This window comes from Streptomyces sp. NPDC001549, assembly GCF_042894025.1.
Lineage (GTDB): Bacteria > Actinomycetota > Actinomycetes > Streptomycetales > Streptomycetaceae > Streptomyces > Streptomyces kutzneri.
The window spans coordinates 130,374-155,644 of sequence record NZ_JBIAVJ010000010.1 but is presented as its reverse complement, the minus strand read 5'-3'; the positions used below and the strand labels follow the sequence as shown (position 1 = coordinate 155,644).

Here is a 25,271-nt window from a genome sequence, read left to right as displayed (position 1 = left end):
GGGCTTCACCGAGAGTCGTCGGACCCGATCGACGACAACGCGCCGGACAGGCCCCGCAGCACCTCGGCCGTGCGCTGTACCTCGTCCTCGCCGCCGAGGCCCTCGCACAGCTGCCGCGCCAGCCCGGCGAGACAGGAGTCGATCTCCCGTTTCACGGCCACGCCCTGCTCGGTGGCGGTGAGCAGCTTGGCCCGCCGGTGCGCCGGATTGTCCAGATAGACCGCGAGCCCCTGCCGCACCAGCAGGTCCGCTATGCGCTGCACGCTCTGCCGGGTGGTCCCCACCCGCCGGGCCACGGCGGACACGGACAGTGATTCATCCGTCACCGTGCTGAGTATCTGCCAGCGTGCGGCGCTGAGCCCCGAGGCGAGCGCGAGCCGGTCGAGGGCCGCGGTGAACCGTCCGTTCAGCCGGAAGACCGCCACGGCGGCCCGGCTGAACGCCTCGGCCTCCCCGGACTCCGCCGTACGCGTCAACGTCGGTCCCCTTCCGTACGCCCCGCGGGTCGCTGCACGATAACAGCGCGTGGTCACGTGGACGAGAGTCGGCCGCGACGGCGCGACCCGGCCGGTGCGCCGGGCCCGTCGGGGCGGTGGCACGGGTCGGCGGAGGGTGCCCGCCGGGCTGGTCCGTTGGCAGGTATGTGGCCGACAAATCCGCTCATGAACTGTACCAATGGCCCAGTCCCGGCAAGCTCGGTTGAGCCAGTGGGCCTCCGGATGCTTATCTGTGGCGTATCCATGTACTTACGGCGCCGCGCAGCGCCGGACGGCAACGAAGCCGGTTCCGGAGCGCGGCGCCTTCGCCGTGCCCGTCCACCGCCCACCACCCCCGGGCGGCGCCGGGCCGGCGCGCAGCACTGCAAGGGGGGCGGCACACCGCCGTGAAGAGGATGTTCGTGGCTCCGGATCCGGGGCGTATGAGACTGCGGAACTCGGCCCGCGCGGTGATCGGCGTCGCCGCCGCCGTCGCCCTCGCCGAGGTGTGCGGTCTCTCCCTGACCGCCTCCATCACCGGGGGGCTGGCGGCCCTGCTCGCCCTCTTCACCGTGCTCGACGCGAACGTCCGGGCCCAGCGCCTCACCACCGCCCTCCTGCCCGTCGCCGGGTTCCCCGTCCTGGCCCTCGCCACCACCCTGCACGGGGTGCCGCTCGCCCGGGACGCCGCCTTCCTCGCCGTCGTGTTCGCCGGGGTGTACGCCCGCCGCTTCGGCCCGCGCGGACACGCCCTCGGGATCTTCGGCTTCATGATGTTCTTCGTCACCCAGTTCCTGCACGCCCGGCCCGGGCAGCTGCCCGAGCTGTACGCCGCCGTCGGCCTGGCGCTCCTCGCCGCCGGTGCCGTGCGCTTCCTGCTGTGGCCCATCGAGCGGCGCACCCCGCCTCCCGCGGCCCCGCCCGGCCTGCCCGGAACCGGGCTCGCGCGGCCGACCACCCGGCAGGCCTTCCAGGCCACCGCCGCCTGCGCCTTCGCGCTCGGCATCGGCCAGGCGCTCTCCGACGACCGCTGGTACTGGGCCGTCGGCACCTCCTGGTGGATCTTCGTGAACACCGCCTCCCGGGGCGAGACCCTCGTACGGGGCTTCCGCCGCGTCCTCGGCACCGTCGTCGGCATCGCCGCCGGGCTGCTGATCGCCGTACCGCTGCACGGCGCGCCGGCGCCCACCGCCGTACTGGTCGCCGTATGCGTCTTCGGGATCTTCTACACGGCCGCGCCCTCGTACTCCTGGATGATGTTCTTCGTCACCGTCATGGCCGGACTGCTCTACGGCCTCCTCGGCGTCCTGCACCCCGGACTGCTGCTCCTGCGCTTCCAGGAGACCGCCATCGGCGCGCTCGGCGCCGCCCTCGCCGTCGTGCTCATCCTTCCGGTCACCACCCACGCCGCCAACGACGCGTGGATCCAGCGCGCCCTGCACTGCGTACGCGCCTCCACCGCGGCCGCTCTGGAACGCCTCGCGGGCGACCCGGACGCCGACCCCGCCCCGCACGCCGCCGAGCTGGAGCTGCTGCTGGGCCGGGTCCGGATGGCGCTCGCGCCGCTCGTCCACCCGCTGAGCCCGCTGCGCGCCCGCAAGGCCCGGGCCCGGCAGGTGCTCGCGCTGCTCGACGACTGCGCCCGGGACGTGCGCGGGCTGGCCGCCGTCGCCGCCGACCCGCAGGCCTCGCACGACGCCCGGCTGGCCGCCGCCTGCTGGCGCGTGGAGGCCGCGGTGGAGGCCCTGACCGCCCCGCACGGCACTCCCGGGATCGCCACCGTGCCGCACCCCCGGCCCGCCGCCGCGGAACCGGCCCTCGCCCACCTCCACGGCCTGGAGCACACCCTCGTGGCACTGGCGACCCCGCTGCGCACCGACCCCCGGGCGCCGCTGGTCATCAGCGCCTGAGCAGCCCCTCCGGGGTGTCCGCCAGCCCCGCCGGCAGCCGGCCGGCGGTGTGCACCACCCCGAGGGCCTGGGTGGCCCGGGTCAGCGCCACGTACAGGTCGCTCGGCCGGAGCTCGTCCGGTTCCACCACGATCACCGTGTCGAACTCCAGCCCCTTGGCCTGGCGCGGGTCCAGCAGGACCACCTCCGCGGTCAGGTCCGGCTCCGCGCCCGCGCGCACCCCCGGCAGTACGGCGGCCAGCGCCGCGTGCCGCGCCCGCGGCGCGATCACCGCGAGCCGCCCCTCGGCCGGCAGCTCCCGCGCCACGGCCTCCCGGGTCGCCGCCGCCAGGTCGCCGGTCGCGTGCGCCCACGGCCGCACCCCGGTGGCCCGTACCGAACGCGGCGGTTCGAAGCCGGGATCGCGCGTCCGCAGCACGGCCGCCGCCACCTCCATGATCTCGGCCGGCGTGCGGTAGTTGACCCCCAGCCGGACCAGCTCCCAGCGCTCGCCCACGTACGGCGAGAGGATCCGCTCCCACGAGCCGCAGCCCGCCTCGTCGGCCGTCTGCGCCGGATCGCCGACCAGGGTCATCGACCGGGTCGGGCAGCGCCGCATCAGCAGCCGCCACGCCATCGCCGACAGCTCCTGCGCCTCGTCCACGATGACGTGGCCGAAGGCCCAGGTACGGTCGGCCGCGGCCCGCTCGGCGGTGCTGCGGTGGTCGGCCTCCTCGTGGCGCTCGGCCATCCGCTCCGCGTCGATGATGTCGTGGGCCGCGAGGAACTCGTTCTCCTCGTCCTCGAACTCGTACGACTGGGAGCCCTCGGACAGGTCCAGCACGCCCTGCGCGTAGGCGATGCGGCGCTGCCGGTCCCGCTCCTCGGCGGCCCGCCGGGCCGTGTCGTCCTCGCCGAGCAGCTCGGCCGCCTCGTCCAGGAGCGGCACGTCGGCCGGGGTCCAGTCCGGCCGGGCCGAGGGCGCTCGCCGGATCAGGTCGGCCTCGTGCGCGGGCAGGTGGGTGGGCTCCGCCAGGAAGTCGGAGACCAGCTGCTGGGGGGTGAGGGAGGGCCACAGCGCGTCGATCGCCGCGTGCACGGCGGCGCTCGTCGCGATCTCCTTGCCGAGCTGGGCGATGTCGTCCGACCCCAGCAGGTTCGGACCGCCGTACGGATCGGCGCCCAGCCGGTCGGCGAGCTGCGCGGTGAGCGCGTCGATGACCGGGAAGGCGAAGGAGGGCCGCGCCTGGTTGTGCGGCAGCCCGGTGGCCCGGGCCCGGTCCCGCGCCTCGTACGCCATGGTGCGGTCCAGCAGCAGGGTCCCGTACCCCTCGTGGTCGATCTCCAGGGCCGGCTCGGGGACGGTGTCGTACTCCTCGCCGGTGTCCGCCGGTACGGTCTCCGGCAGGCACTGCCGGTCGGCCACCACCCGGGCGAGGACCTCCGCCATCGCGGCCCGCCCCTTCACCGCGGCGGCCCCGGGGCGGTCGGTGCCGGTGGCGTGCACCCCGGGGAAGAGCTCACCCGGGGTGGCCAGCAGTACGCCCGTCTCGCCGAGGGCCGGGAGCACCCCGCCGATGTAGCCGAGGAAGGCCGGGCCCGGTCCGACGATCAGCACACCGCGCTTGGCGAGCAGCTCCCGGTGGGCGTACAGCAGGTACGCGGCGCGGTGCAGCGCGACCGCGGTCTTGCCGGTGCCGGGACCGCCCTCGACGACCAGCACCCCGCGGTGCGTGGAGCGGATGATCCGGTCCTGCTCGGCCTGGATGGTGCGCACGATGTCGTGCATCCGGCCGGTCCGGGCGGCGTCGAGGGCGGCGAGCAGCACGGCGTCCGCGTCCGCGCCCTCGTGGCCGGTGCGCTCCGCGTCGGTCAGGTCGAGGATCTCGTCGTGCAGGGCGGTGACCACGCGCCCCCGGCTGCTGATGTGCCGGCGGCGGCGCAGCCCCATGGGGGTGTGACCGGTGGCGAGGTAGAAGGGGCGGGCCACGTCCGCGCGCCAGTCCAGGACGAACGGAGTCCGTTCCGCGTCGTCGGCCCGGATTCCGAGCCGGCCGATGTGGTGGTCCCGGCCGTCGGAGAACTCCAGACGGCCGAAACAGAGGCCGTTCTCGCCCGCATTCAGGGCGGAAAGCAGACCGGACTGCCCGGCGACCAGGACGTCCCGCTCCAGCCGCGCCTGAAACCCGGTACCGACATCGCGCAGCGCCCCTTCGACCGCCCGTTCGGCCTGGTCACGGAGACCGTCGAGGCGCTCATAGAGCTCGGTGACGAATTGCTGCTCTTTCCGGAATTCCTCGGTTGACAATTGCACTCCTGCCGCGATACGGTGTCCTCGTAAGCTTCTTCACGACTTCGTTTCAGGCGAAGTCGTGAACCATTGAATATACGCTCTCTTCTCCCTCGGCAGCCAATTCGGCCGGGGGATTTTTTGCGTACGGTGGATCTCATGACCACCGCACACGGCTCAGCCGACGGAATCGTCTACCGCCTCGCCCGTCCCGAGGACGCGGGTGCCATCGAGGCCCTGGACAGCTCCTTCACCACCGCCACGGTCTTCGAGGTGAGCGACCCGGGCTCGGGTGACGGCGCCGGCTCCGGCTTCCTGCTCCGCGAGGTCCCCGTGGACCCGCCCGTGCACAAGGTGTTCCCGCCGGAGGAGCACGACGAGCAGGTCTTCGGCGGCGGGAAGGACTCGGCCGCCGACGCGCGGACCTTCGTGGCCCTCGACGGAGACCTGCTCTGCGGGTTCGCCGCCGCCGGCTACGCCCCCTGGAACCGGCGGCTGACCATCGAGGACATCGAGGTCTCGCCCGGCCACCGGGGCCGCGGCATCGGACGCGCACTGATGGAGTGTGCCGAGCGGTTCGCCCGCGAACGGGGCGCGGACCACCTGTGGTTGGAGGTCAGCTCGGTCAACGCCCCCGCGGTGCACGCCTACCGGCGCATGGGATTCACCTTCTGCGGCCTCGACACCGCGCTGTACGGCGGCACGCCGGCGGCCGGTGAGCAGGCGCTCTACATGAGCCGCCCCTGCCGCTGACCCGGCGCAGGGCCAACTCCCGGAATGCGCCGCATTGTACGCCCCTGCGTGCCCTGCCGCAGCCCGATCCATGAGGGATCACCCGGAGGGGTGCTCCCTCACTGCCGACCACCCCACGCTGACCTGCGACATGTACAACGGGTAATTGTTTATTGCACATTCATCCGGCATGTACAGGGTGGATCTGGTCGGACAGGGGGTAACCGCCCGGAATGGAAATTCTTCAACAGCGCTCCACCACCGCTCAGGTGTGGGAAGCGGCCGAGGAGTTCATCCGACTCTTCCACCGGGAGACCGCGGACGCCGGCGATCCGCGCGCCCGGCTCGCCGCCGTGAGAGCCGAGCTCGCCGAGACCGGCAGTTATGTGCACACCCCCGAGGAACTGGTCCACGGGGCCCGGGTGGCCTGGCGCAACAGTAACCGCTGCATAGGCCGGCTCTACTGGAACTCGCTGCGGGTCCGCGACCGCCGCGAGCTCACCGCCGCCGACGACATCGCCGCCGAGTGCTTCGACCACCTGCGCGAGGCCACCAACCGGGGCAGGGTCAGGCCCACGATCACGGTCTTCGCCCCGGACACCCCGGCCCGGCCCGGCCCGCTGATCTGGAGCGAGCAGCTGGTCAGATATGCGGGCTACGGCGACCACCCGTCGATAACCGTCGGCGACGCCCGAAACGCCCCGCTCACCGAGGCCCTCCTCCAGCTCGGCTGGTCCGGCGGCCCCGGCACCCCCTTCGACCTCCTGCCGCTGGTGGTCCAGGGAGCCGACGACAAACCCCGCTGGTTCGACACCCCCGCGGACGCCGTCCTGGAGGTGTCGATCGGCCATCCCGACGGCGACGGCTGGGCGGACTGGGGGCTGCGCTGGCACGCCGTACCCGCCATCTCCAACATGTGCCTGGAGATCGGCGGCATCCACTACCCGGCCGCGCCGTTCAACGGCTGGTACATGGGCACCGAGATAGGCGCCCGCAACCTCGCGGACACCGACCGGTACAACCTGCTGCCCGCCGTCGCCCGCCGCCTGGGCCTGGACACCACCAGCGACCGGTCCCTCTGGAAGGACCGCGCGCTTGTCGAACTGAACCGGGCCGTCCTGCACTCCTTCGACCGCGCCGGGGTCACGATCGCCGACCACCACACCGAGTCCCGGCGCTTCCTGTCCCACATGGAACGGGAGGAGCGCAAGGGGCGCGAGGTGGGTGCGGACTGGTCCTGGATCGTGCCGCCGATCTCCGGCTCCGCGACCCCGGTCTTCCACCGCACCTACGAGGACCGCAGCAGCAGCACGGCCTACGTCCACCACCCCGGCGCGCAGGAGCGGGCCCAGGGGCGGGATTTGGTCTAGACCTTCTGTTACCGTCGGCACCGGACGGATCCGGCAGCGGTGAGAGGGGTTTCCTGTGGGCGGCGCGGACAGCAAGGGCCGAAGCGGCGAACACCGGGCCTACATCGGCTCCTTCACCTCGGGGGGCGGCCGCGGTGTGACCATCGCGGCCGTGGATCCGAAGACCGGGGCGCTGACCCCGCTCTCGGTTGCCACCGCCGAGGATCCGTCGTACCTCGCTCTCGCCCGGGACACCGGCGTCCTCTACGCGGTGAGCGAGACCGAGCGGGGCGAGGTGGCGGCCTTCCGGCCCACCGCCGGCGGCCTCGCCCCGCTCGGCGCACCCATGCGCGTCGGGGGCTCCGGGCCCACCCACCTCAGCGTGGCCGGGCGCAGGCTGCTCACCGCCAACTACACCTCCGGCAGCGTCAGCAGCCTCCCGCTCGCCGCCGACGGCCGCCCGGGCGGGCCCTCCCACGTCCTGCCGCACCAGGGTTCCGGCCCCGACACCGGCCGGCAGGAGGGCCCGCACGCCCATCAGGTGCTGCCCGACCCGACCGGCCGCTGGGTGCTCAGCGTGGACCTCGGCACCGACTCGGTACGGGTCTGCGCGCTCGACCCGGCCACCGGGGCGCTGCGGGTGCACACCGAGACCGTGCTGCGCGCCGGGACCGGTCCCCGCCACCTCGCCTTCCATCCGGAGGGCGCGGTGGCGTACGTCCTGCACGAGCTGGAGCCGCAGGTGACCGTCTGCCGCTGGAACGGGGCGTCCGGGCGACTGGAACCGGTCGGCGAGGTCCCGGTGGCCTCCGGGGGCGCCTCAGGGGCCGTACGGGCCTATCCCTCGGCGATCGTCGCCTCACCCGACGGCGGATTCCTCTGGGCGGCCGTCCGGGGGGCCGACACGCTCGTCACCCTCTCCCTCGCCGACGGCCCCGGGAAGCCGCGGCTCACCGGCGCCGTGGACTGCGGCGGCGCGTGGCCGCGCGATCTCGCCGTCGACCCCTCGGGGAACCGGCTCTACGCGGCCAACGAGCGCTCGGGGGACGTCACCTGGTTCGAGGTGGACCCGCTGACCGGGCAGCCGCACCGGGCCGGCTCGCTGGCCGTGCCGGCGGCCGCCTGCGTGGTCCTCGGCTGACCCGGGCGCGCGGGGCACGCGAAAGGGCCCCCGGCGGCCACGGTCTCCCGTGGCCGCCGGGGGCCCTTTCGCGTCATACGGGCGGGTCAGTGTGCGGCGGCGTCCTGGGTGATCCCGAGCGCCGCGGCGTACTGCGCGACGGCCAGCTTGCCGAGCGCGCCGTAGGCGCCGAGCACCTCGGCGGTGGCGCAGTCGGCCTCCTTGCAGGCGGTGTCCAGGAGCCCGTCGGCGGCCTCCGGGCCGATCAGGTACGGGGCGAGCGCGAGCAGCGTGGAGCCCTCGCGGCGCAGCTGCTCGGCGACCGCGGCCACCGAGCCCTCCTGGTCGAGCGCGGCGGCCATGACGGGCACGGCGAGCCGGGCGGCGAGCAGCATGCCCGTGATCCCGGCGGCCTGTACGGCCTCCTCGCCACCGGTGGTGGCCAGCACGATGCCGTCGGCGGCGGTGGTCACGGTGAAGAGCCGGGCGCGGTCGGCGCGGGCCAGGCCCGCCTCGGACAGCCGCACGTGCAGGCCCTCGGCGAGCAGCGGGTGCGGGCCGAGCACGTCGGCCAGCTCGGCGGCGGCCGAGGAGTCCATCAGCGCCTGGCGGATCCGGCGGAGCAGATCGCTGTCGGGGCCGGCCAGCAGCGGCACGACCACGGCGTCCGGGCCGGTCGGCGCGGGCACCTCGTGGCCGGCCGCGCGGGCGAAGTCCGCGCGCGCGACACGCTCGGTCGCGACGGCGCTCAGCACGCCGGACAGGGACGGGAATTCGGTGGCGTCGTCACCTTCGAGGAAGCCGATCCGGGCGTCGAGGCCCGGCAGCTCGGAGCGGCCGATGCTGATGATCTCTTCCGCGAGCCCTCGCGAGGCGGCCGAGGGGGCACCGGGCACGGCGAGCACCAGCGCGGGCGCGCCCTCGGGCGCCACCGCGGGCTCGGGCCGGCGGTGCCGTCCGGTCTGGCGGGGTCGCGGCATTCGTACGGGCAGGCCATTTGCGGGCCCAGTGGGGGAGCTCATGGCGCCGCATGCTACTGGCTTATCGGAACAAGGTGTTCGGGCAGGGCCTTCTCGCGAGGCATCTGTCCGTATTTATCCGGTGAATATCAGATACGTTCAACTGACTGACGGCAAGCGCCAGTCCACAGGCTGTGAACCCTGGCCCACCAGCAGCTCGTTCGTCCGGCTGAACGGCCGGGAGCCGAAGAACCCGTAGTCGGCCGACTTGGGGGAGGGGTGCGAGGACTCCACGACGGGCAGTTCGCCGAGCAGCGGGCGCAGGTTGCGCGCCGCCCGTCCCCAGAGGATGGAGACCAGCGGCTTGCCGCGCGCGGCCAGGGCCCGGATGGCCTGGTCGGTGACGGCCTCCCAGCCCTTGCCCTGGTGCGCGTTGGAGCGCCGGGGCGCGGTCGTGAGCGACCTGTTGAGCAGCAGGACGCCCTGCCGGGTCCACGGGGTGAGGTCGCCGTTCGCCGGGCGGCCGGTGCCGATGTCCCGGTGCATCTCCAGGAAGATGTTGTCCAGGCTCGGCGGAACCGGCCGTACGTCGGGGGCGACCGAGAAGGACAGGCCCACCGCGTGTCCCGGCGTGGGATAGGGATCCTGCCCGACGATCAGTACCCTGACCTCGTCGAAGGGCTGTTGGAAGGCGCGCAGCACATTGGCCCCGGCCGGTACGTACGTCCTCCCCGCCGCGATCTCGGCGCGCAGGAAGTCGCCCATGGCGGCGATCTGCCCCGCCACCGGCTCCAGAGCACGGGCCCAGCCCGGCTCGACGATCTCGTTCAACGGTCGTGCTGCCACGGTGGATCACTCTACTGGCCCAACGTGGCCGCCCGCACACACAGGACGTCGGGCAGGTGCCCGGCGAGCAGTTGCCAGCTCTCGCCGTCGTCGTGGCTGGCGTACACCTCGCCGTTGCGGTTGCCGAAGTAGATGCCCGCCGGGTCCGCGTCGTCCGTGCACAGCGCGTCCCGGAGCACCGTGCCGTAGTGGTCCCCGGCCGGGAGCCCGCGCGCCAGCGGCTCCCAGGTGGCGCCCGCGTCCCGGGTGCGGAAGACCCGGCACCGGTGCTCGGCCGGGACCCGGTCGGAGTCGGCGTTGAGCGGGAAGACGTAGGCGGTGTCCGGCCGGTGCGGATGGGCCGCGACCGCGAACCCGAAGTCGGAGGGCAGGCCGCCGCCGATGTCGGTCCACCGGCCGCCCGCGTCGTCGCTGCGGTAGACGCCCCAGTGGTTCTGCAGGTACAGCCGGTCCATGTCCCCGGCGTCCTGGGCGATCTTGTGCACGCACTGGCCGAACTCCGGGTTCGGGTCCGGCAGGAACACCGCCGACACCCCCTCGTTGGACGGCGCCCAGCTGGCCCCGCCGTCCCGGGTCCGGAACACCCCGGCGGTGGACACGGCCACGGTCACGGCTTCCGGATCCCGCGGGTCGGTGATCACCGTGTGCAGGCCCTCACCGCCGCCGCCCGGTACCCACTTCCCACGGCTCGGGTGCTCCCACAGAGGGCGGACCAGCTCGAAGGAGTCGCCCCGGTCGGTCGAGCGGAACAGCGCGGCCGGTTCCGTCCCCGCGTACACCACGCCGGGAGCCTCGGGGCCGGCCGGCTGCAGCTGCCAGACCCGCTCCAGGGAGGCCCCGGTGTCCTGGGGGAACTTCACGGCGGGCGCGGCGGGCTCCCGCCAGGTCGCCCCGAGGTCGTCGGAGCTGAAGACGGACGGCCCCCAGTGCGAGCTGTCCCCGCCGACCAGCAGCCGGGGCGCCGGACCCCGCCGGTCGACGGCGACCGCGTAGACGGCCTGGGCATGGAAATGGGGCCCGTCGAACTCCCAGGGCGCACCGCCCCGGCGGCGGCCGATGAAGAGTCCTTTGCGGGTTCCCACGAGCAGCACTGCGTCGGCCATGGCCGGCACCTCCGGACCTCGTCGCCCTCGGCGGGCGTCCTTGCGGGGTATCTTTTTGGCCAGTCTGCACCTGCCCGGTGACAGTGACCCGGCGGACAGCGCAGGGCTGCTGATGAGCAGATCAATACCGATCATTTACCGCCCGGAAATGCTTGTTGCTTGCATGTGGGTGTCCGTAATGGATTGACTTCAGGTCACTGCCGCCGCCCGCGAGAGGACGTATGTGGCCACCGAGCACCTGTCCCCGCTCGACCTCGCCTTCTGGCGGATCGAATCCGCCGACCACCCCATGCACCTGGGTGCCCTCGCCGTGTTCCGCGCCACCGGGCCCGGCGCCGCGGAGCGGGCCGCCCGCCTGCTCGCCACCCGGTGCGCGGCCGTGCCGCGCCTGCGCCGCCGGATCCGCGACGTGCTGCTGCCGGTCGGCGCGGCCGCCTGGTCGCCGGACCCCGGCTTCGACCCGGCCCGGCACGTGTTCCTCGTCCGTACCGACGAGGCCGTCCCGCACGCCGCCGCCGGACCGCTGATGGCCCGGCCGCTGGACCGGGCGCTGCCTCCGTGGGAGGCGCACGTGCTGGCCGGACCCGATCCGGACTCCTTCGCGGTGCTCTTCAAGTTCCACCACGCCCTCGCCGACGGCCTGGGCGCGCTGGCCCTCGCGGCCACCCTGTTCGACGAGGCGACGGCCCCGCGGCCGCCCGCGCGCCCGGTCCCCGACCAGCGGGGCGGCTCCGTCCTGCGCCGCCTCCCCGGAGTCCTGGCCGCCCGGGTCCAGGACGTCGGCCAGGCCTTGGAGATCGGCGCCGCCGTGGCCCGCGCCGGACTGCCGCTCGGGGTGCCGGCGGCCCTCACCGCAGGCCCCACCGCCTCGGGCGCCCGTGCGGTGGCCGGCCTCGCGCTCGACCTGGACGAGGTCAACCTCGTCCGCAAGGGCGCCGGCGGCACCGTCAACGACGTGCTGATCGCACTGGTCGCGGGCGCGCTGCGGCGCTGGCTGGCGGAGCGGGGCGATCCCGAGCCCTGGGGCGCGGGCCCGCGCGCGCTGATCCCGGTGTCCCGCCGCCGCGGGCCCGGAGGCTCGGGGGGCGCCGGAAACCGGCTCTCCGGCTATCTGCTCCGGCTGCCGCTCGCCGAATCCGATCCGCTGCGCCGCCTGGACAGCGTGCGCGCCGCCATGGACCGCAACAAGGACGCCGGACCCGCCCGCGGCGCCGGGGCCGTCGCCCTGCTCGCCGACCACATCCATCCGCTCGGCCACCGGCTCGGCGGCCCGCTCGTGGCCCAGGCCGCCCGGCTGCTCTTCGACATCCTGGTCACCAGCGTGCCGCTGCCGGGCTTCACCTTCACCCTGGGCGGCAGCCCGGTCCGCGAGGTGTACCCGCTCGCCCCGCTGGCCCGGGGGCAGTCGCTCGCCGTCGCGGTCTCCACGTACAAGGGGACGGTCCACTACGGACTGGTCGCCGACGCGGAGGCCGTCCCGGATCTGGCGGCCCTGGCGGGGGCGCTGCGCGCGGAACTCGACGAGCTTGTACGAGAGGTCTCGTAGTACGAGGAAATTCGTAGTACGGTGACTCTCGTACTTGGTCGATCCCCGGCATGCCCGGTCGTATCTGGAGAGCCTGATGAGTGCTGCCCCCGCCGCCTTCGCCGCCCTGTTCGCGCCCTACACGCTCCGCTCCGTCACCATCCCGAACCGGGTGTGGATGGCCCCGATGTGCCAGTACAGCGCCGAGGCCTTCGGCCCGAACGCGGGCGTGGCCGGCGACTGGCACTTCGCGCACTACGCCGCCCGCGCCACCGGCGGTACCGGGCTGATCGTCCAGGAGGCCACCGCGGTCTCCCCGGAAGGCCGGATCTCCCCCTACGACCTCGGCATCTGGAACGACACCCAGGTGGCGGCACTGCGCCGGATCACCTCCTTCGTCAAGGCCCAGGGCGCCGTTCCCGGCATCCAGATCGCACACGCCGGCCGCAAGGCCTCCACCGACCGCACCTGGAAGGGCGGGCGGCCGGTCGGGCCCGAGGCGCACGGCTGGCAGCCGCTCGCCCCGAGCGCGGTGCCGTTCTCCGAGGACCACCCGGTGCCGCACGAGCTGACGGTCGAGGAGATCCGGGAGATCACCGGCCAGTTCGCGGCCGCCGCCGAGCGCTCACTGGCCGCGGGCTACGAGGTCGTCGAGATCCACGGCGCCCACGGCTACCTCATCGGAGAGTTCCTCTCCCCGTTCAGCAACAAGCGCACCGACGAGTACGGCGGCTCCTTCGGGAACCGCACCCGCTTCGCCCTCGAAATCGTGGACGCCGTACGGGCGGTGTGGCCCGAGGAGCTTCCGCTGTTCTTCCGGATCTCCGCCACCGACTGGCTGGAGGAGGAGGGCTGGACCGCCGACGAGACGGTCCGGCTGGCGGACCTGCTGCTGGCGCACGGGGTGGACCTGCTCGACGTCTCCACCGGCGGCCTCGCGCCGCACGCGCAGATCCCCGTCGGCCCCGGCTTCCAGGTTCCCTTCGCGGCCCGGGTCAAGGCCGGGACCGCCCTCCCCGTGGCCGCCGTCGGCCTGATCACCGAACCGGAGCAGGCCGAGAAGATCCTCGCCAACGGGGAGGCCGCCGCCGTCCTGCTGGGCCGGGAACTGCTCCGCGACCCGTACTGGGCCCGCCGCGCCGCCAAGGAGCTGGGCGGGGAGATCCGTACGCCCGAGCAGTACCAGCGCTCCTGGTGACGCGGGTACGGCTCCGGCGCCGCCCGCCCCGGAGCCGTACCACCGGTTTCCACGACCCACCCGCCTTCTTCGACGACTCTCGTACGATGGGGCCCACGCAGCATCCGGAGCGGACCGATCGAGTGAGTGGAGCAGGGACATGACGGAACGGGACACCTCCCGCACCCTCGCCCACCCCGAGGCGGGCGAGATCCGCCTGGAAGGCGTGCTGCACGCGCTCTCCGACCCGGTCCGGCTGTCCATCGTCCTGGACCTGGCCGCCTCGGCGGAGGACCTGGCCTGCTCGTACTTCGACCTGCCGGTCACCAAGTCCACGACCACCCACCACTTCCGCGTCCTGCGCGAGAGCGGCGTCGTACGCCAGGCCTACCGCGGCACCACCAAGCTCAACGCCCTGCGCCGGGAGGAACTGGAGGCGCTCTTCCCCGGCCTCCTCGACAGCGTCCTCGCTGCGGCCGCGGCCGAGGCGGCCCGGCTCGCGTCCTGAGCCGCGGCGCGTGAGCCGGTGCGGCATCCGCCCGCTGGCCGGGGCCGTGATGGGCGGGTTACGCGACCTCACCGGCGGTCACGGGCGTGGGCGTGTTCTCGGCGGTCACCGTCACGCCTTCGGCGATGTTCTCCTCCGTCAGTACCAGGGGGCCGAACACCGGGCCGGCGGGCAGGTCGTAGCCGGGCGGGGCCTGGGTCTCCTGCCAGTAGTAGACGCCGGTCGGCAGGGTGCGCGTGCACGTCCCGTCGGCTCCGGTGGTGCAGGGGTCGCCGATCCCGGTGTCCGGGTCGCCGCCGGTGGGCTGGAGTCCCGGGATGCCGTTGGTCTCCTCCCAGAGCTGGAAGCCGGCGCCGGCCAGCGGGTTGCCGGTCGCCTCGTCCTCCTTGATCACCGTGACGTCACCGAGGGGCACACCGGGGCCCTCGCAGCCGGGAGTCCCGGCCTCGCAGTGCGGCGGAGGGCACCACCCCGGGCCGCCGGCCAGGGTGTGGTCCGGGCACCGGGCGGCACCCCCGGCAGCCAGGCTCGCGATGCCCGGCTGGTTCCGGACGGTTGTGACCGCCCCGGCCGCCGCCGCGGCGTACGAGGGCGTCGAAACCAGCAGCGCCGTCGTCGCCACCCCGAGGACCCAGGGCCGCCACCCGCTCCATGACCGACGGAATCCGTTCGGTGCCATGACACTCCATCCGCATACCGCTCCGGGGCATAACTCCAGCGACATGATCGGCCCGCGCGCGCGGGCTGGCCCGGCGACACTCCCGCATGAGGGCATTCCGCCCGGATCACCACCCGGAAGCACTTCCGCGACGTCCGTGACGGGGAGCCACGCGAAACGAGGTCGGGGGTGCCGCAGGATCTCCGCCCGCCGCGACACCGGGGGAGGGATGATCCGCGGCAGCCGGCCTAGGCCCGGCCCGAGTCCGCCGCGTCCAACAGGCCCTGCCAGTCCGGGATCTTCACCGAGCGGCGGCCCAGGGAGCGCCCCAGATCGGCCTCGGCCGCCTCGATGGCCAGCCACCCCGGCCACCGCACCGGGCGCAGACCCGCCGCCCGCAGGGCGTCCAGCGGGTCCCCGGGAAGGTCGCGCCGGGCCAGTGCCCCCGCGTCCTGGAGCAGGGAGGACACGGTCTCCTTGGCGCAGGGCCGGTTCGTGCCGATCACCCCGGTCGGGCCGCGCTTGATCCAGCCCGCCACGTACTCGCCGACCGAGGCCCGGCCCGCGCGCAGCACCCGGCCCGCCGCGTGCGGGACCGTACCCTTCGCGGGGTCGAAGGGCAGCCCGGTGAGCGGAACGCCCTTGTACCCCACCGAGCGCAGCACCAACTGCGCCTCGATGTCCTCGTGCACGCCCGTCCCCGTCACCCCGCCCCGGCCGTCCGGGGCGGTGCGCTCGAAGCGCATCCCGGTGACCCGGCCGTCCGGCCCGCCCAGGATCTCCACCGGCCGCAGGTAGAACCGCAGGGCGATCCGGCGCGGCCCCGCGTCCGGGCGGGCCCCGGACCAGCCGCGCAGCACCTCCAGGTTCCGCCGGGCCACCGCGGGCAGGGCGGCGGCCGCCTCCGGGTCGGCGTACACGGGGTCGAGGGCCAGTTCGGCCGGGTCGGCCCAGGTGTCCACGCCCGGCAGGGTGCCCAGTTCACGCAGCTCCTTGGTGGTGAACCTGCCCTGCGAGGGCCCGCGCCGGGCCACCATCGCCACCTCGCGCACCCCGCTCTCCGCGAGCGCGCCGAGCGCCGGCTGCGGCATGTCCGTCGGCGTCAGTTCGGCCGTGCCCCGGGCCAGGATCCGCGTCACGTCCACCGCGACGTTGCCCGCCCCGACCACCACCGCCGCATCCACGCCGGGCAGGTCGAAGACCTCGCCGGCGGCGTCCGGGTGCCCGCTGTACCAGGACACGAAGGCCGTGGCGGAGTGCACCCCGGTCAGCTCCTCACCGGGGATCCCCAGCATCCGGTCGCGGGCCGCGCCCACGCAGTAGACCACCGCGTGGTACAGCTCCAGCAGCCGGTCCGCGGGCAGCGCCTCCCCGCCGACCTCGACATTGCCGAGGAAGCGGATGCGCTCGTCCTCCAGCACGGTGCGCAGGCTGCCCTGGAGCGACTTGATCTTCTCGTGGTCCGGGGCGACCCCGTACCGGACGAGCCCGTAGGGGGCGGGGAGCCGGTCCAGCACGTCCACCCGTACCCCGGGCACCTCGCGCTGCTGCACCAGCGTCTGGGCCGCGTAGACCCCGCTGGGGCCCGATCCGACAACGGCGACTCGAAGCACGGCGGAGCTCCTCCCGCAGGTGGTCCCAGCATGACACCGGCCCCCCGCGGAGTCAGCCCATCGTGCGCATCCGGTGGATCTCGGCGCTCTGCGTGGCCACCACCTCGGTGGCCATCTCCTCCACCGCCACGTTGTTCCCGCCCGCCAGCGCCTCGCCGGCCATCGTCAGGGCGCCCTCGTGGTGGGCGGTCATCAGCTTCACGAAGAGCCGGTCGAAATCGGCCCCCCCGGCCGCGGTCAGATCCGCCAGCTGCCGCTCGGTCGCCATGCCCGGCATCGCTCCGTGGTCGTGGCCCTGCCCGTGCCCGCCGGAGCCCGCCGCCGGGGCCGGATGGAGGGCCAACCACTTCTCCATCGCGCCGATTTCGGGCTTCTGGGCCGCCGTGATCCGCTCCGCGAGCCGTTTGACCCCGTCCGCCGCGGCCCGCTCCGGGGCCAGCGCGCTCATCGTCAGCGCCTGCCGGTGGTGTTCGATCATGCGCGACACGTAAGCCTGGTCGGCGGCGTTCGGGCTGTCGTCCGGTTTCGCCTTCGCGGCCTCTTCGGGGGTGAGGTGACGGGCCTTCTCGCCCGGTCTGCCCGGCGCGACGACCGTGGCCCGTCCGTCGTCCGCCCGGTCCGTCCCCTGGTCCCCCTGGCAGCCGGAGAGCGTCAGCAGGAGGCCGGCGGCGGCCGCCACCACGGCGGCGAGCCGGACGGGCGGCGCCGGTAAGGCCCGGGGGCGGCCCCTGAGGTCTTTTGCCATGTCCATGAAGAGAAGATACTGCGGGGGTCCTGGTTCCGCTCCCTCGCGGGCGGAGCCGATCGGGCTCTCAAAGGAGGGCACAGTGACCTCGCTACACACCAGGCGGGTGCGGAACAGGAGGGTGGGGGTGGCCGTCGCCGCGGCCGGGCTCCTCACCACGCTCCTGACGGCCGGACCGGCGGCCGCGACCCCCGACCCGGGCGACTTGGCACCCGGCAGCGCGCATCAGCACGGCGCCGGCCTCGCCGAGGGCCGGGAACTCGCCCCGGGCGACATCCCCGGCCAGGACGAGATCGTGCACAGCGCCAACGTCAAGCCCCTGGCCAACATCCCCAGCAGCGACCCCGCGGGGATCAACACCGACCTGGCCTTCCAGGGCAGGTACGCCTACGCGGGCAGCTACAGCGGCTTCACCATCTACGACATCGCGAACCCGAAGGCACCGAAGACGGTCACCCAGGTGCTCTGCCCCGGCGGCCAGAACGATGTCTCCGTCCACGGCGACCTGCTCTTCCTGTCCACCGACTCCTCGCGCAGCGACGACTCCTGCAACAGCGTCTCGCAGCCCGCCACGGAGAAGTCCTCGTGGGAGGGCATCAAGATCTTCGACATCAAGGACAAGAAGAACCCCAAGTACATCAAGTCCGTCGAGACCGCCTGCGGTTCACACACCCACACCCTGGTGCCGGGCGACCGCGACCTCTACCTCTACGTCGCCTCGTACTCCCCGAACGAGGCCTTCCCCGACTGCAAGCCGCCGCACGACGGCATCTCGGTCGTGAAGGTCCCGAAGAAGGCGCCGGCGAAGGCCGCGGTCGTCGCCTTCCCGGTCCTCTTCCCCGACGGCGGCAACCCGGGCGCGCCCACCAACCCCGGCGTCTCCAAGACCACCGGCTGCCACGACATCACCGTGCTGCCGTCCAAGAACCTGGCCGCCGGAGCCTGCATGGGTGACGGCATCCTCTTCGACATCAGCAAGCCCGAGCAGCCACGGGTCATCGACCGGGTCCAGGACAACGTGAACTTCGCGTTCTGGCACTCGGCCACCTTCAACGAGCGCGCGAACAAGGTGGTGTTCACCGACGAACTCGGCGGCGGTGGCGGCGCCACCTGCAACGAGGCCACCGGTCCGAACCGCGGCGCCGACGGGATCTACGACATCACCGGCCGCGGGGACCAGCGCAAACTCGCCTTCCGCGGCTACTTCAAGATCCCGCGTCACCAGGCCGACACCGAGAACTGCGTGGCCCACAACGGCTCGCTGGTCCCGGTCGGCGGCGGCCGCGACATCATGGTGCAGGCCTGGTACCAGGGCGGCGTCTCCGTATGGGAGTTCACCGACTCCGCCCGGCCCAGGGAGATCGCCTACTTCGAGCGCGGACCGCTGACGACGGACCAGCTCGGACTCGGCGGGTCCTGGTCGGCGTACTACTACAACGGGCACATCTACTCGAACGACATCGTCAAGGGCCTCGACGTGCTGCGGCTCGACGACCGGCGCACCGAGAGCGCCCGGTGGGTGCGGATGGACCGGCTCAACGTGCAGACCCAGCCCGCGTACCACTGACCTCAGGGGCGCGACGGGTGCGAGGGGTGCGGAGGGGGTGAGGGAAACGTTCCGCCGGGCGGCCCGCCGTCCGGCGGAACGCCGAGCTCCCAGTCCAGCCCGTAGCGCTGGAACAGTTCCGCCCGCAGCCGCTGTGCCGGCATCGGGGCGCCGGGCAGCAGGATCGCCACGACCGCGCCCATCAGCAGGGCCCGCAGCAGCGGATAGTCCGTGTCCGGGTCCGCCGAGCCGTACCGGACGACGGTGTCCCGCAGCAGCTCCGCCAGCCGTTGCTGCTCGGGGCACTGCACGAAGCCCTCGGCCGTGAGGATGCCCGCCATGTGCGTGCGCATCAGCAGGGGTTCGTCCCGGGCGAGCCCCAGGACCGCGTCGACGGCACGCGCGAGCCGTTCGCGCCCGCACTCGCTGCGGGGCTCCCGCTCCAGCGCGGCGTACAGGGTGAGGTGCATCAGCCGGTGCACCGCGGACTGCAGCAACTGCCGTTTGCCCGGGAAGTAGTACGAGACCAGGCCGCGTGCCGCGCCCGCCCGGTCGGCGATGTCGCCGAGCGTCGTGGCCTCGTAGCCGTGCTCGGCCACGAGTTCGACCGTGGACTGCAGCAGCCGCTCCCGGGAACGTCTGCGCAATTCTTCATTGACCGATGCGCTGCGCGGGGACATGCTTACTCCTGCGTTGACTGGCTCCTGGCCAATATACTCAGCGCAGGGTGTCGCCTGCTCTGGGTGACACGGGGGATCATCCAGGGCAGGCACGCCGTACCCTCACTGTTCCACCGGGCCGCAGCCGCGTTCGCGGACGGGCACGGACGTCGCGAGAGCCACCAGGGCCACTCCCAGCAGCCAGCCCGCCAGCACGTCCGACGGCCAGTGCACCCCGAGGTACACGCGGGTGAAGCCGACTCCGAGCACCGAGACCACGGCCACCGCCCAGGCGGCCACCACCCAGGGGACCGGCACCCGGCCCCGGGCCGGGCGGGGGAGCAGCCACAGGAGCAGTCCGCACACCACCGTCGCGGTCATGGCGTGGCCGGACGGGTAGGCCGCGTACTGCGCCGAGTCCACCGGATCCGGCCACACCGGACGCTCCCGCCCCACCAGTGCCTTCAGCCCCTGCTGCAGCGCCGAGGCCGCCAGCGTCACCAGGGCCACCCGCAGCGCCCGCCCCCGGTCGCCCCGCCACCACAGCAGCGCGCAGGCGACCGCCGCCAGCGCCCGCATGGTCCAGGGGTCCCACACCCAGTCGCTGAGCACCTGCATCAGGTGCGTGACCCCGGGGTGGGTGACGGCGTGGACGTGGAGATCCCGGGCGACCCGTTCGTCGTAGGCGAGCAGCGGCCGCCACTGCGCGACCACCAGCGCCGTCAGCACCGCCCCCAGCAGGGCGCAGCCGATACCCGTCCACCGCAAGTGATCGTTCCGCATGTGGAGATCCTTGCACCGCCACCCGCCGGGCGGCGTGGGGCGGCGCCGGGGCGTACCTACTGGGCGAGGGCGCTCAGCCCCGGTACGAAGGCCACCAGCAGCGGGATCGCCGGGACCAGCGTGGCCAGCGCCGTCAGCCGCAGCCGGCGGCCGGGGGAGAGCCGGGGCGCCGCCGACAGCAGCCTGCGCACCCGCTGCGGAACGTGCGCGTGCTCGGGCGAGGAGGCCCCGAACACCCCCCGGTCCTCGTTGAGTCCGACCAGGGCCAGCGCGATCGTCAGCCGTCCGAACCGCCGGGAGGCCATGTCGTCGGCGGCCATCTCCACCAGCCGGTGCATCTCCGCCTCGAACGCCGCGAAGACCGGAACCTGCGGGAAGCCCCTGGCCAGCGCCCGCGAACAGTGCAGCAGCCAGTCGTGCCGGGCCGTCGCGTGCCCCTGCTCGTGCGCCAGCACCGCGTCCAGCTGGCTGCCTTTCAGCCGGCCCAGCGCCGCCGTCGTGACCACCAGCTGCGGGGCCGCTCCCGGCAGCCACCAGGCGTCCGGCCGGGGACCCTCCAGGACGACGAGCCGCGCGCCCGCCGGGTCCTCCCCGGGCAGCAGCGGGGCCCGTACCAGCAGTTCGCTGCCCTGCGCTCGCCGCCGGGCCCGTGCCCGCAGCACCTCACCGGTCAGCATCGCCCCGGTCCACAGCCCGCCGCCCGCCAGCACGAGCGCGGTGACGGCGGCCCAGGGCCCGCCGGCCGGGCCGAGGGCGTAGGCGTCGACCACCCCGTGCGGGGCGGAGGCGAACAGCCGGCCCCGGACCTCCTGCCAGGCGGCCGCCGAGCTCAGCAGCATCGACAGCCCGAAGCACAGGAGCACGGCGCCGACCACGCACTGCCACACCCACAGGGCGACGACCGGCTCACGCTCGGGCCACCGGGCCCGGGCCAGCAGACGGGGGGCGAGCACCGCGGTCAGGGCGCCGAGCAACAGGAGAACGGCGGGGACCATCATGGCCGCCAGCCTATGAGCGAGGGACTACCTGCGGGTACGTCCTCGGGCCATTGGTGACGCAGGACACGTCCGCCGGCTCCGTCACATCGTGAGCAGCATGGCCAACATCCCCATTCCCATGGCGAGTCGGCAGGCGCGGACGAGTTCGGTGGGCCCGCCCCGGCCGGCGGCCGGCCGCGAGGACGCGGCGTCGCCCGCGGCGATCAGCCGGGTCCCGCCGAGCATCACGTACCCGGCGTAGTAGAGGAGCAGCGCGCCGGTCAGCAGGGGCGGCCCGGCCGCCTGGGCGTGCTCCGGCCCGTGCTCCGGCCCGGACCCGGCCATCAGGGTCATGTAGACCATCGTCAGCGAACCCACCAGGTGGTGCGTGTGGTGCGGTCTGCCCCGCAGCAGCCACAGGGCGTGCAGGGCCGCGCCGCAGAAGACCACACCCAGCACCGGCGCCCGCCACCCGTCGCCGCGCCCGCCGAGGGGCACGGCCATCAGGGCCATCCCGAATCCCATCACCGCCTCCCCGGCGGCGCCGCCGTCCGAACCCCGCGCCCGCCGCAGGCAGTACGCACCGCTCACCGCGCACAGCAGCACCAGCAGCCAGGAGGAGACGGAGGTGGTGGGGGACGTGGCGGAACCGTGCACGGCGGAACCTCCCGGTTCGTCGGCGTCACGGGGAGAGATGCCCCTCTCACACCACCCTCACGCGGCTCCGGGATACGCTCTCCCTGCCTTCCAGGCATGTCATATGCCGCCGTACTGAACGGAGCGCCCGATGTCGACCGCCCAGCCCGCCGCCCTGAGTTTCCGAAGTGCCGTCGAGGCGGACGTGCCGGAACTGGTGGAACTCGTCGAGTCCGCCTACCGCGGGGACGCGAGCCGGGCCGGCTGGACCACCGAGGCCGACTACCTGGACGGGCAGCGCACCGACCCGGACGGGGTCCTCGCCGTCATCGCCGCCCCGGACGGGGTCCTGCTCGTCGTCGAGCGCGCGGGCGAGCTCGTCGCCTGCTGCCAGCTCGAACACCGCGACGACCACGTCTACTTCGGGATGTTCGCCGTCCGCCCCGGCCTCCAGGGCGCGGGCCTCGGCAAGGAGATCCTGGCCGAGGCCGAGCGCCGCGCCCGCGAGACGTGGGGCGCCAAGGAGATGCGGATGACGGTGGTGCACGTACGGGAGGACCTCATCGCGTACTACGTGCGCCGCGGCTACCGGCGCACCGGCGAGCTGAGCCCCTTCCCCTACGGTGACGAGCGCTTCGGCGTCCCGCTCCGCGAGGACCTGGCCTTCGAGCTGCTGGTCAAATCGCTCTGAGCCGGAGACGGAGACGGATCCGGACCCGTATCCGGACCCGTATCCGTAGCTGTATCCCGTGCCGGGCCGCCGCCGTCAGGCGGTGAAGCGTCCCGTGCTGCGGATCTCCGGGAAGTCCGTGGCGGCGCCGTCCAGTCCGAGCGCCCGCGCGAGCCGCAGCAGGTCCAGGGTGTCGACCGCCCTGCCCGTCACGCGCAGGCCCGCCGCGTGCGCCGCGTCCACCGTCTCCAGGCTGAGCCGGTGGATGTCCACGGCGACCGTCGCGGCGCCCGCGGCCAGCGCCCGGTCCACGACGGACCCGGCTCCGCCGCCGGGGGAGGCCGCGTACAGGACGGTCCGTACGCCCGGCACCAGCCGGGCCGTCTCGGCGAGCACCGCCTCCTGGGTGGAGGCCACCTCCACCCGGGAGGTCAGGTCGTGGCGCAGGATCAGCTCCGCGAGCACCGCGGCAGTGGCCAGGTCGGCGACGAAGGCCTGGAGCGGCACCCCGACCGCGTCCAGGACCTCCTCCAGGACCGGCACGTGCTCGCCCTGACCGGCGTCCAGCTCGCGCAGCTCGGCCAGGGTCAGATCGGCGACGGCCCCCGAGCCGTCGGTGGTCCGGTCCACCTCGGGGTCGTGCACGGCGACGAGGGCTCCGTCCTTGCTCAGGCGCAGATCCAGAGCGATGACGTCCATGCCGCAACGTTCCGCTCGGAGGTACGACCGCAGGGTGTTCTCCGGTTCGACACCCATGACCCCGCGGTGACCGATGGTGAGGAAAGTCAAGGTTCTCTCGCTTCCGTCGACGGCGGCTCCCCGCGCGGCTTCGGTGTCCCGACCGGCCGCGCGCGATGAGGTCGCATGCTAGTGCGCCGCGGGTGCGAAGGGACCGGGCGTGCACGGCCCCGGAGGAGCGCCCCGGCCGCTTCCCGCCAGGGTTGTGCGCCCCACCGGGACCGGCGCCGCGCCTGTCGCGTCACCCGGGCGTGGGCGCGTCCCCGTCGGCTTGACGGCCCGGGTCCTCCTGGGCGCCGGCCAGCCCGTCCAGGTCGGTGAGCAGGGCCTCGGCGAGCTCCAGTTCGGCCAGGTGCTGCCGTTCGCTCCAGCGCAGCGCGAGGGCCGGGAAGGTCCATTCCGGGACGCCGCTCGCGTGCTCCATGGCCTCCCGTACGGCGGCCAGCTCGCCCCGGGTCCGCTCCAGATGCTCGCCGACCATCGCGCGCAGCCGCTCCGGCTCGGCCAGGTGGCCGAGCCAGATCCGCAGCAGCAGCCCGTGCTTGAGCACGGGGGGCCCGGCCTCGCCGGTGTCGGCGGCCCAGCCGGCCAGCGCCTCGCGCCCCGCGTCGGTGATGGCGTAGCGCCGCTTGGCCCGCGCCTCCTCGGGTCCCGAGCGCACGGAGGCCGCGTAGCCCCGTTCCTCCAGACGGCGCAGCTCCGCGTAGATCTGGCTGATGGCCGGTGACCAGTAGAAGAAGCGCAGGGAGGAGTCCGCCCACTTCTTCAGCTCGTAGCCGGTGCGCTCGCCGGGGAAGGAGAGCAGGCCCAGAACGGCCCACGCGGTCGGCGGCAGCTCTTGCTTCTTCGACTCCTGACTACTAGTCATATTTCGAATTGAAGTGAGACCGGGTACGCGACGCAACCCTGGAGGCACAGTGAAATTCTCCGTGATCTTCGAAGCCCAACTTGCCGACCCGACGGTGGAACGGGAGCACCGGCTCTTCCGTGACTGCGTCGAGCAGGCCGTGCTCGCCGAACGCATGGGATTCGACCGGATCTGGGCGGTCGAGCACCACTCGCTCAAGTGGTACGCCCACATGAGTGCCCCCGAGATCTTCCTGACCTGGGTCGCGGCCAGGACGAACACCATACGCATCGGTCGCGGCGTCGTGTGCATGCCCTTCAACTTCAACCACCCGGTGCGGGTCGCCGAGCGGGCCGCCATGCTCGACCTGCTCTCGGGCGGGCGCCTCGACCTCGGGGCCGGGCGGGGCGGCACCGAGCAGGAGACCTCGCTGTGCGGGGTGGACCGGGACCGCACCACGGCCGAGGTCGAGGAGGCCCTGCGGATCATCGGCAGCGCCTGGCAGGAGGAGGAGCTGGAGTACCACGGCGAGCTGATCGACATCGACCCGCACCCGATCCTGCCGCGGCCGCGGCAGACCCCGCATCCGCCGCTGTTCCTGGCGTGCAGCCGGGGCGAGACCCTGGTCCAGGCGGCCGAGCTGGGGATCGGGGCGCTGGTGATGGGCTTCGCCGGCCCGGAGTCCATCGCGCGGATGCGGTCCGTCTACGACGCCGCGATCGCCGGGCGCGACGGGAGCCGGTTCGTGTCCACCGTGGTCAACGACCACTTCTCCGTGCTGTGCCCGACCATCGTGCTCGACGACCGGGAGGAGGCGCGCCGGATCGGCACCCGCGGGCAGCGGTTCTTCGCCCAGTCCATCGGTCACTGGTACGGCGGGGCCGGCGTCCCGGACGAGGCCGTGGTGGCGGGCGCCGACGAGGCCGCGGAGATGCGCAGGGCCGCCGAGCAGGTGGTGGCCCGGCTGCACGAGCTGGACATCCCGGTCCGGCCGGCCTCGACGGCCACGTTCAACGCCGACCACGCCTACGGGACCGCCGACGAGGCCATCGCGTACGTGGAGCGGCTGAGGGAGGCGGGCGCCGACGAGATCATGTGCCTGATCCAGATGGGCACGGTGGGGCAGGAGGCCTGCCTGGAGACCCTGAGGCAATGGGGCAAAAAGGTTATTCCGTACTTCCGGGGTGTGTGACGGGTGTGTGATGTGCGCCCCATGCCGGCCGTCGGGCTCCGTCCGCCCCGGCCCGGCCGGCGGGCGGCCGCCGGCCGGGAAGCCTTGGCGCAATTGGGCGGAGTGGTCGGTTCCGCGCTGACGAACGGGAAGACTTCCGGTGAAATGGGGGGTCGCGCAGGATAATTTCCGGAGTTCCCTCTTGAGGGGGAGAGCCTCGCGCGCATACTCTGCCCATACGTGAGGTTCTCCTG

The 25,271-nt window shown here is 73.6% G+C and carries 24 protein-coding genes; 10 read left to right on the top strand and 14 right to left on the bottom strand.

From position 1 onward, the window contains the following. Positions 1 to 5: 5 nt before the first annotated feature. On the bottom strand, positions 6 to 476 hold the full coding sequence (locus ACFY04_RS18900) for a MarR family winged helix-turn-helix transcriptional regulator (RefSeq protein ID WP_389118028.1): 471 nt from the start codon (positions 474 to 476) through the stop codon (positions 6 to 8). A gap of 416 nt (positions 477 to 892) precedes the next feature. Here ACFY04_RS18900 and ACFY04_RS18895 point away from each other — a divergent pair, with 416 nt between their 5' ends. Then, a complete protein-coding gene (locus ACFY04_RS18895; protein WP_389118156.1) occupies positions 893 to 2,386 on the top strand; it encodes an FUSC family protein in 1,494 nt (497 codons plus the stop codon). Here ACFY04_RS18895 and ACFY04_RS18890 read toward each other — a convergent pair. Beyond that, complete coding sequence (locus ACFY04_RS18890) at positions 2,376 to 4,673, bottom strand: HelD family protein (RefSeq protein WP_389118026.1); 2,298 nt, start codon at positions 4,671 to 4,673, stop codon at positions 2,376 to 2,378. The genes ACFY04_RS18895 and ACFY04_RS18890 overlap by 11 nt on opposite strands. A 141-nt stretch (positions 4,674 to 4,814) precedes the next feature. Here ACFY04_RS18890 and ACFY04_RS18885 point away from each other — a divergent pair, with 141 nt between their 5' ends. The 3 genes from ACFY04_RS18885 (at position 4,815) to ACFY04_RS18875 (ending at position 7,877) form a co-directional block, all read left to right on the top strand. Beyond that, positions 4,815 to 5,408 carry a GNAT family N-acetyltransferase gene (locus tag ACFY04_RS18885; RefSeq protein ID WP_389118024.1) on the top strand — a complete coding sequence of 198 codons (594 nt, stop codon included), beginning with the start codon at positions 4,815 to 4,817 and terminating at the stop codon, positions 5,406 to 5,408. 212 nt (positions 5,409 to 5,620) lie between these two features. After that, positions 5,621 to 6,757, top strand: coding sequence for a nitric oxide synthase oxygenase (locus tag ACFY04_RS18880; protein ID WP_389118022.1), 1,137 nt, complete (start codon positions 5,621 to 5,623; stop codon positions 6,755 to 6,757). Between the two features lie 55 nt (positions 6,758 to 6,812). Beyond that, complete coding sequence (locus ACFY04_RS18875; protein WP_389118021.1) at positions 6,813 to 7,877, top strand: lactonase family protein; 1,065 nt, start codon at positions 6,813 to 6,815, stop codon at positions 7,875 to 7,877. Positions 7,878 to 7,963: 86 nt separating this feature from the next. Here the strand turns inward: ACFY04_RS18875 and ACFY04_RS18870 are convergent, their stop codons facing one another. The 3 genes from ACFY04_RS18870 to ACFY04_RS18860 form a co-directional block, all read right to left on the bottom strand. Continuing rightward, the gene (locus tag ACFY04_RS18870) at positions 7,964 to 8,878 is read right to left on the bottom strand and encodes a sirohydrochlorin chelatase (protein ID WP_389118018.1); all 915 of its coding nucleotides are present in this window, start codon (positions 8,876 to 8,878) and stop codon (positions 7,964 to 7,966) included. Positions 8,879 to 8,974: 96 nt separating this feature from the next. After that, entirely contained in the window at positions 8,975 to 9,661 is a 687-nt protein-coding gene (locus ACFY04_RS18865; protein ID WP_389118016.1) for a uracil-DNA glycosylase, read from the bottom strand. Positions 9,662 to 9,672: 11 nt separating this feature from the next. Next, a complete protein-coding gene (locus ACFY04_RS18860; protein ID WP_389118015.1) occupies positions 9,673 to 10,764 on the bottom strand; it encodes a WD40/YVTN/BNR-like repeat-containing protein in 1,092 nt (363 codons plus the stop codon). A 223-nt stretch (positions 10,765 to 10,987) separates the two neighbouring features. Here ACFY04_RS18860 and ACFY04_RS18855 point away from each other — a divergent pair, with 223 nt between their 5' ends. The 3 genes from ACFY04_RS18855 (at position 10,988) to ACFY04_RS18845 (ending at position 13,974) form a co-directional block, all read left to right on the top strand. Beyond that, a complete protein-coding gene (locus tag ACFY04_RS18855) occupies positions 10,988 to 12,310 on the top strand; it encodes a wax ester/triacylglycerol synthase family O-acyltransferase (protein ID WP_389118013.1) in 1,323 nt (440 codons plus the stop codon). Positions 12,311 to 12,386: 76 nt separating this feature from the next. After that, on the top strand, positions 12,387 to 13,487 hold the full coding sequence (locus ACFY04_RS18850) for an NADH:flavin oxidoreductase/NADH oxidase (RefSeq protein WP_389118011.1): 1,101 nt from the start codon (positions 12,387 to 12,389) through the stop codon (positions 13,485 to 13,487). A gap of 139 nt (positions 13,488 to 13,626) precedes the next feature. Continuing rightward, a complete protein-coding gene (locus ACFY04_RS18845; RefSeq protein WP_314241949.1) occupies positions 13,627 to 13,974 on the top strand; it encodes a helix-turn-helix domain-containing protein in 348 nt (115 codons plus the stop codon). A 58-nt stretch (positions 13,975 to 14,032) separates the two neighbouring features. On the opposite strand, the gene ACFY04_RS18840 is transcribed toward ACFY04_RS18845, so the two are convergent. From ACFY04_RS18840 to ACFY04_RS18830, 3 genes are all read right to left on the bottom strand, one after another. Then, a complete protein-coding gene (locus ACFY04_RS18840) occupies positions 14,033 to 14,653 on the bottom strand; it encodes a prealbumin-like fold domain-containing protein (RefSeq protein WP_389118009.1) in 621 nt (206 codons plus the stop codon). A gap of 227 nt (positions 14,654 to 14,880) precedes the next feature. Further along, positions 14,881 to 16,245, bottom strand: a complete 1,365-nt coding sequence (locus tag ACFY04_RS18835) for an FAD-dependent oxidoreductase (RefSeq protein ID WP_389118007.1) — start codon at positions 16,243 to 16,245, stop codon at positions 14,881 to 14,883. A 52-nt stretch (positions 16,246 to 16,297) separates the two neighbouring features. Further along, a complete protein-coding gene (locus ACFY04_RS18830; protein WP_389118155.1) occupies positions 16,298 to 16,990 on the bottom strand; it encodes a DUF305 domain-containing protein in 693 nt (230 codons plus the stop codon). 82 nt (positions 16,991 to 17,072) lie between these two features. On the opposite strand from ACFY04_RS18830, the gene ACFY04_RS18825 reads away from it, so the two are divergent. Further along, positions 17,073 to 18,557 (top strand): LVIVD repeat-containing protein, encoded by a 1,485-nt coding sequence (locus ACFY04_RS18825; protein ID WP_389118006.1) that lies wholly within the window; start codon positions 17,073 to 17,075, stop codon positions 18,555 to 18,557. A gap of 2 nt (positions 18,558 to 18,559) precedes the next feature. Here the strand turns inward: ACFY04_RS18825 and ACFY04_RS18820 are convergent, their stop codons facing one another. The 4 genes from ACFY04_RS18820 to ACFY04_RS18805 all read right to left on the bottom strand — a co-directional run bounded on the left by ACFY04_RS18820 (position 18,560) and on the right by ACFY04_RS18805 (position 21,612). Beyond that, complete coding sequence (locus ACFY04_RS18820; RefSeq protein WP_389118004.1) at positions 18,560 to 19,216, bottom strand: TetR/AcrR family transcriptional regulator; 657 nt, start codon at positions 19,214 to 19,216, stop codon at positions 18,560 to 18,562. Between the two features lie 102 nt (positions 19,217 to 19,318). Next, complete coding sequence (locus ACFY04_RS18815) at positions 19,319 to 19,978, bottom strand: phosphatase PAP2 family protein (protein WP_389118003.1); 660 nt, start codon at positions 19,976 to 19,978, stop codon at positions 19,319 to 19,321. Between the two features lie 56 nt (positions 19,979 to 20,034). Beyond that, the gene (locus ACFY04_RS18810; protein WP_389118002.1) at positions 20,035 to 20,976 is read right to left on the bottom strand and encodes a M56 family metallopeptidase; all 942 of its coding nucleotides are present in this window, start codon (positions 20,974 to 20,976) and stop codon (positions 20,035 to 20,037) included. An 81-nt stretch (positions 20,977 to 21,057) separates the two neighbouring features. Beyond that, positions 21,058 to 21,612, bottom strand: a complete 555-nt coding sequence (locus tag ACFY04_RS18805; protein WP_389118001.1) for a DUF5134 domain-containing protein — start codon at positions 21,610 to 21,612, stop codon at positions 21,058 to 21,060. Between the two features lie 130 nt (positions 21,613 to 21,742). Here ACFY04_RS18805 and ACFY04_RS18800 point away from each other — a divergent pair, with 130 nt between their 5' ends. Beyond that, positions 21,743 to 22,282, top strand: a complete 540-nt coding sequence (locus tag ACFY04_RS18800) for a GNAT family N-acetyltransferase (protein WP_389117999.1) — start codon at positions 21,743 to 21,745, stop codon at positions 22,280 to 22,282. Positions 22,283 to 22,357: 75 nt separating this feature from the next. Here ACFY04_RS18800 and ACFY04_RS18795 read toward each other — a convergent pair whose 3' ends face one another. Both ACFY04_RS18795 and ACFY04_RS18790 read right to left on the bottom strand, forming a co-directional pair. Then, positions 22,358 to 23,050 carry a glycerophosphodiester phosphodiesterase gene (locus ACFY04_RS18795; RefSeq protein ID WP_389117997.1) on the bottom strand — a complete coding sequence of 231 codons (693 nt, stop codon included), beginning with the start codon at positions 23,048 to 23,050 and terminating at the stop codon, positions 22,358 to 22,360. 190 nt (positions 23,051 to 23,240) lie between these two features. Then, positions 23,241 to 23,867 carry a PadR family transcriptional regulator gene (locus ACFY04_RS18790; RefSeq protein ID WP_389117995.1) on the bottom strand — a complete coding sequence of 209 codons (627 nt, stop codon included), beginning with the start codon at positions 23,865 to 23,867 and terminating at the stop codon, positions 23,241 to 23,243. A gap of 49 nt (positions 23,868 to 23,916) precedes the next feature. Here ACFY04_RS18790 and ACFY04_RS18785 point away from each other — a divergent pair, with 49 nt between their 5' ends. Further along, positions 23,917 to 25,038, top strand: a complete 1,122-nt coding sequence (locus tag ACFY04_RS18785; protein ID WP_389117993.1) for an LLM class flavin-dependent oxidoreductase — start codon at positions 23,917 to 23,919, stop codon at positions 25,036 to 25,038. The last annotated feature ends 233 nt before the right edge of the window (positions 25,039 to 25,271 follow it).

What these genes read in the sequence shown, in the direction of transcription:
- ACFY04_RS18895 (WP_389118156.1), top strand. Translation starts at nt 893, where the DNA reads ATGTTCGTGGCTCCGGATCCGGGGCGTATGAGACTGCGGAACTCGGCC.
- ACFY04_RS18885 (WP_389118024.1), top strand. Translation starts at nt 4,815, where the DNA reads ATGACCACCGCACACGGCTCAGCCGACGGAATCGTCTACCGCCTCGCC.
- ACFY04_RS18880 (WP_389118022.1), top strand. Translation starts at nt 5,621, where the DNA reads ATGGAAATTCTTCAACAGCGCTCCACCACCGCTCAGGTGTGGGAAGCG.
- ACFY04_RS18870 (WP_389118018.1), bottom strand. Translation starts at nt 8,878, where the DNA reads ATGAGCTCCCCCACTGGGCCCGCAAATGGCCTGCCCGTACGAATGCCG.
- ACFY04_RS18860 (WP_389118015.1), bottom strand. Translation starts at nt 10,764, where the DNA reads ATGGCCGACGCAGTGCTGCTCGTGGGAACCCGCAAAGGACTCTTCATC.
- ACFY04_RS18850 (WP_389118011.1), top strand. Translation starts at nt 12,387, where the DNA reads ATGAGTGCTGCCCCCGCCGCCTTCGCCGCCCTGTTCGCGCCCTACACG.
- ACFY04_RS18845 (WP_314241949.1), top strand. Translation starts at nt 13,627, where the DNA reads ATGACGGAACGGGACACCTCCCGCACCCTCGCCCACCCCGAGGCGGGC.
- ACFY04_RS18840 (WP_389118009.1), bottom strand. Translation starts at nt 14,653, where the DNA reads ATGGCACCGAACGGATTCCGTCGGTCATGGAGCGGGTGGCGGCCCTGG.
- ACFY04_RS18830 (WP_389118155.1), bottom strand. Translation starts at nt 16,990, where the DNA reads ATGGCAAAAGACCTCAGGGGCCGCCCCCGGGCCTTACCGGCGCCGCCC.
- ACFY04_RS18820 (WP_389118004.1), bottom strand. Translation starts at nt 19,216, where the DNA reads ATGTCCCCGCGCAGCGCATCGGTCAATGAAGAATTGCGCAGACGTTCC.
- ACFY04_RS18815 (WP_389118003.1), bottom strand. Translation starts at nt 19,978, where the DNA reads ATGCGGAACGATCACTTGCGGTGGACGGGTATCGGCTGCGCCCTGCTG.
- ACFY04_RS18810 (WP_389118002.1), bottom strand. Translation starts at nt 20,976, where the DNA reads ATGATGGTCCCCGCCGTTCTCCTGTTGCTCGGCGCCCTGACCGCGGTG.
- ACFY04_RS18800 (WP_389117999.1), top strand. Translation starts at nt 21,743, where the DNA reads ATGTCGACCGCCCAGCCCGCCGCCCTGAGTTTCCGAAGTGCCGTCGAG.
- ACFY04_RS18790 (WP_389117995.1), bottom strand. Translation starts at nt 23,867, where the DNA reads ATGACTAGTAGTCAGGAGTCGAAGAAGCAAGAGCTGCCGCCGACCGCG.